Here is a 3,931-nt window from a genome sequence, read left to right on the forward strand (position 1 = left end):
AGTTGGAAACAATTGCTCCTTGGAATCAGGATGTAATTGAAAAATGTAAAAGATAATTGGAGTAAAATACTCGCATCCTCGCAATCCTCGCTTAGGTGCGAGAGATTTTAGGAGGGACGCCTTTTTATTAGGCGCTTACATTTAAAAGAATTAATTGATAATAATGATTTTAAAAAAGGAGAGCAGAGGATTCCAAATTATTTGTTAAGATTTCCAAATTGTTTTAAACTGTTGTATTTGGTTGGTGAATTTTATAGAAAAAAAGCATTAGTAAATGATGATATTTCAGCAAAAGAACTTGCAAGTAAATACTTGAATGAGGCATTAAGATTTTTATATCAAGCTGAGAATCCTGTTATTGAAGAAATAAAAATCAAGCATGATATTGCTTCTGTATCAACTGACATAGTTACGTCTCTTAATATTTTGACAGAAATAAACATCAATGGAGTATTTGATGATGATATTGCGGCTCTTTATTTTGACAAAAAAGATTTTGATAAAGCTATAAGCTATTATCAAAAATTCATTGAAAGAAATTTTATTATGTCAATCGCAGCTCTTATTAACAAGGCCACAATTTACATGAAGATTAATAAAATAAACGATGCAGAAACTAATGTGAATTCATGTATAAATTTAATTAATGACATGTCAATAAGCAACAATTATTTATTATCTGCTAATAAATTATATGCATTAATTTTCAAATTTATTATTTTATATAAAAAAAATAATCATAATGATTTAAATGAAATATCAAGGATGATATTAGATATGGAAAAAAACTTATTAAATAAAAATAATGCTGATGGTTTTATAGTGGGGATTGATGATTCAAAGGATATTCTTTCAAAAAGTATAGATAATTTTAAAATCAATAGAATTATTACTAGTCAAGAAGAAACTGAGATAATTAATTTTTTTAAAAGGAGCTAATATAAATGGATTTGATTTCATATCATGATGATGAGATTGGAGTTATATTTGATAACGAACAAAAGAGAATTTTCAAAACGACTCCCAATATTGCTCTAAAAATTAAAAACAATGAAGAGTATGCAAACTTATTTGCCGAAAGCTACATGAATAAAAAAACAGACAAATTAAGTAAATGTGAATATACTATACAAATTATTCTCACTACTGCATGTAATTTAAAATGTAGATATTGTTATGCTAATGGTGGTAATTATGGACTCTCTATTCAAAATATAAGTTTTGGAATATTAGATAGACTGATTGAATACATCAATTTAAATGATATTAATAAAATTGAATTTTTTGGCGGTGAGCCATTAATTGCATTTGATGAAATGAAATACATTTTGTCTAAACTTAAAAATAATAAAAATATACATTATGCTATTGTCACAAATTTAACATGTCTAACAGAAGAAATGGTATCTATTTTTAAGGATTATCCAATTTCAATAACTGTCAGCTTAGATGGTCCAGAAATAGTAAATGATAAAAATAGATATTTCAAAAATGGAATGGGTACATTTAAAACCGTATGTAATAATATTAATTTACTAATGGAAAATGACATTTGCGTTAATCTAATTGAATGTACATATGGTATTTATCATCAAAAATATAATATTTCTAGGTCTGCTATTAAGGAATACTTCAGGAATTTATTTCCTAATACATGTGTTTTAATTTGCAATGAGGAAAATGAAAATTGTATCGCGGATTACAATGTTATAGAAGAGGATTGTGAATTTTTTTGGTTTGAGAAGAGAAAAAGCAATATATGTGGTGCTGGAAGAACAGCATTCACTGTATGCCCTAATGGTGATATTTATCCATGTCAAAAGTTTGTAGGTAAAAGACAATATTTTATGGGAAATATATTGAACTATAATTCTATAAATCAAACAAATATTTTAAAAGATGTCGACAATTTAGAACAACAATTGAACTGTAAAGAATGCACTGCAAGAAATGGATGTGCACGTTGTTTGGATGAATTATTAAAAATGCCGGCAAATAAACTATGCCAAATGTGCGAAAACATAAGGGCAATTAATGAGAAGCAAATAATAAATTATATAAAGGACACTTTTTAAGATAGTGTCAAATGATCTATGAAAAACTGGGTATAAAAAATAGGCTCAGATGAACCTTGAAAATTGCAGATATATAGGTTGAGGTAGCCGGACGCCACCCTTGACAGCACAAAAAATAACTGCTTACGGTAAATCACCGACGGCGAAGAACTCAAGAACAATCAGATTTTCTCCGTCGATTACAGCAGTGTAGCAGTTATTTTTTGTGCCATCAAGGGCAATGCCGCTAACGCGGTGGCTAGGTTGATACCTCGGGCTCAGAATCTAAGATCAATCAGCTGGCTTCCTGAAGCTCCAGTATCTTCTTCTGGCCGAAGTATATCATTGTTTGCCATTTGGCTGGCATGTTTTCAGCTTTTGAGAGTATGTCATCTACAACTGGAGGCTTGAAGCCATTGTGTTTGTGCGGCCTCAGGAAGTTGTAATACGCAACCCAGAGAGTCAAATCATAGTTGGCACCATTGTAATTATCGAATCCATTGGTGATGCGATATGAGGCTTTGTAAGTACGGTTAAGGCGTTCTATCATCTGCTTAAATGGACGATATTCCTTGGATACTTCGTCATTGTTTTGGAGACCGATTACCTGGGTGATTTCAAACTTGAACTTTTCTCCAAACTGGTGGAAGAACTGCTGTGCAGCTAAAGGATATGCGCTGTAACCATCAGCTATGAACTTAAAGTTTTTGGGGAGTTCAGTGATACCTTTGAAGGCCATTCGCATGGCAAGAATGCAGGGACCGACACCACGATTGTCAGATATCTGATAACCAATGATGGCTCTGGTGGCAGCATTGAGTATAAGCCAAACATAACCTTTGATTCCGCGGACTTTGATATATGTTTCGTCAGCAGCAAATGCAGAGCCCTTTTCGTAGGGATAGTAATCTACAAAAGGTTTAACACAGATGGCTGCTGTTTTGCAGTAGTTGGCGATCTGCTGATGGGATATAGATATGCCATATAGATCAAATAATGCCTGCCTTGTTTTACGAAGAGATAATCCAAGATTGACGTGGAATGTAAGGCAAAGAGACATGATATATGCGTTGTGCTTATTAAACTTAAGCGATGATGCATTCTTCGGAAGAGAATTTAAGTCCATCTTAAAGAAATCTATCGTGAATTCGCGGTAGATGTAGTGAAGCTTATATTTATTCTTCCCATAGTCTTCATCAAGGTCTTCTTTATCAACTTTCTTTAGATTGCGGAGATAGTAAGGACACTTGGGATTAACACACTTATGGATGACGAAATGCTTACGGTCTTTCTTGCGGATAAGAGTGTGCTGACAGTGTGGACACTTTAGAGACATCTGATTATCAGAGCCGTTGTCACCAGGAGTGAATGCAGTCTGGCAGATCTTACACAGTATTTGGCCTGCCTTGCCATTGTTTTTGTAGAGATAAGGTTGAGGTGCATGACATGAAGGGCATGTGCAATCCTCCGGAATGTCACACTCAGAACGTCTCTTGATAGGCTTAACAGGTTTACCATAGCGCTGGGTATAGTAGTTGTTGAGAGCTTTCCAATCCCAGTCATGATGGTAATAGACAATCTTAGGCAGTTCATCAACTTTGAACTTTTGATATTTTGGTGAATGGGAGTCATCGAAAGCCCATTGCTTAAGCGGTATATATTTGCAGATGAAATTTATCAGCCAGCAGTTTTGTTGATAGAGTTGTTGAATGATTTGAAGTAAATAAAGTATAATGTTCACGAGCATTGTCTCCTTGGTTTATGAAGGTTTGGTCGCTGACATTATACCAAAAAGGGAGGTCAATGCTCATTTTATTTTAACCTCCCGATAAATCAAGGTTTTAGAACTAAAAACGGGTAGTAAATTTGACACTACC

Annotated in this window: 3 protein-coding genes; 2 read left to right on the top strand and 1 reads right to left on the bottom strand. The window is 33.4% G+C overall.

The window, feature by feature from the left end:
* Window positions 1–237 precede the first annotated feature (237 nt).
* Complete coding sequence (locus tag ILA26_RS00745; RefSeq protein ID WP_292892961.1) at window positions 238–939, top strand: hypothetical protein; 702 nt, start codon at window positions 238–240, stop codon at window positions 937–939.
* 5 nt (window positions 940–944) lie between these two features.
* Window positions 945–2,075 (top strand): radical SAM protein, encoded by a 1,131-nt coding sequence (locus ILA26_RS00750; protein ID WP_292892963.1) that lies wholly within the window; start codon window positions 945–947, stop codon window positions 2,073–2,075.
* Between the two features lie 274 nt (window positions 2,076–2,349).
* Here the strand turns inward: ILA26_RS00750 and ILA26_RS00755 are convergent, their stop codons facing one another.
* The gene (locus ILA26_RS00755) at window positions 2,350–3,801 is read right to left on the bottom strand and encodes a DDE-type integrase/transposase/recombinase (RefSeq protein WP_292892965.1); all 1,452 of its coding nucleotides are present in this window, start codon (window positions 3,799–3,801) and stop codon (window positions 2,350–2,352) included.
* Between the last annotated feature and the right edge of the window lie 130 nt (window positions 3,802–3,931).

It is taken from the genome of Methanobrevibacter sp. (assembly GCF_017940815.1).
Taxonomy (GTDB): Archaea; Methanobacteriota; Methanobacteria; order Methanobacteriales; family Methanobacteriaceae; genus Methanocatella.

Excerpts from the sequence above, each read along its gene's own strand:
- ILA26_RS00755 (WP_292892965.1), bottom strand. The coding sequence starts at position 3,801 with ATGCTCGTGAACATTATACTTTATTTACTTCAAATCATTCAACAACTC.
- ILA26_RS00750 (WP_292892963.1), top strand. The coding sequence starts at position 945 with ATGGATTTGATTTCATATCATGATGATGAGATTGGAGTTATATTTGAT.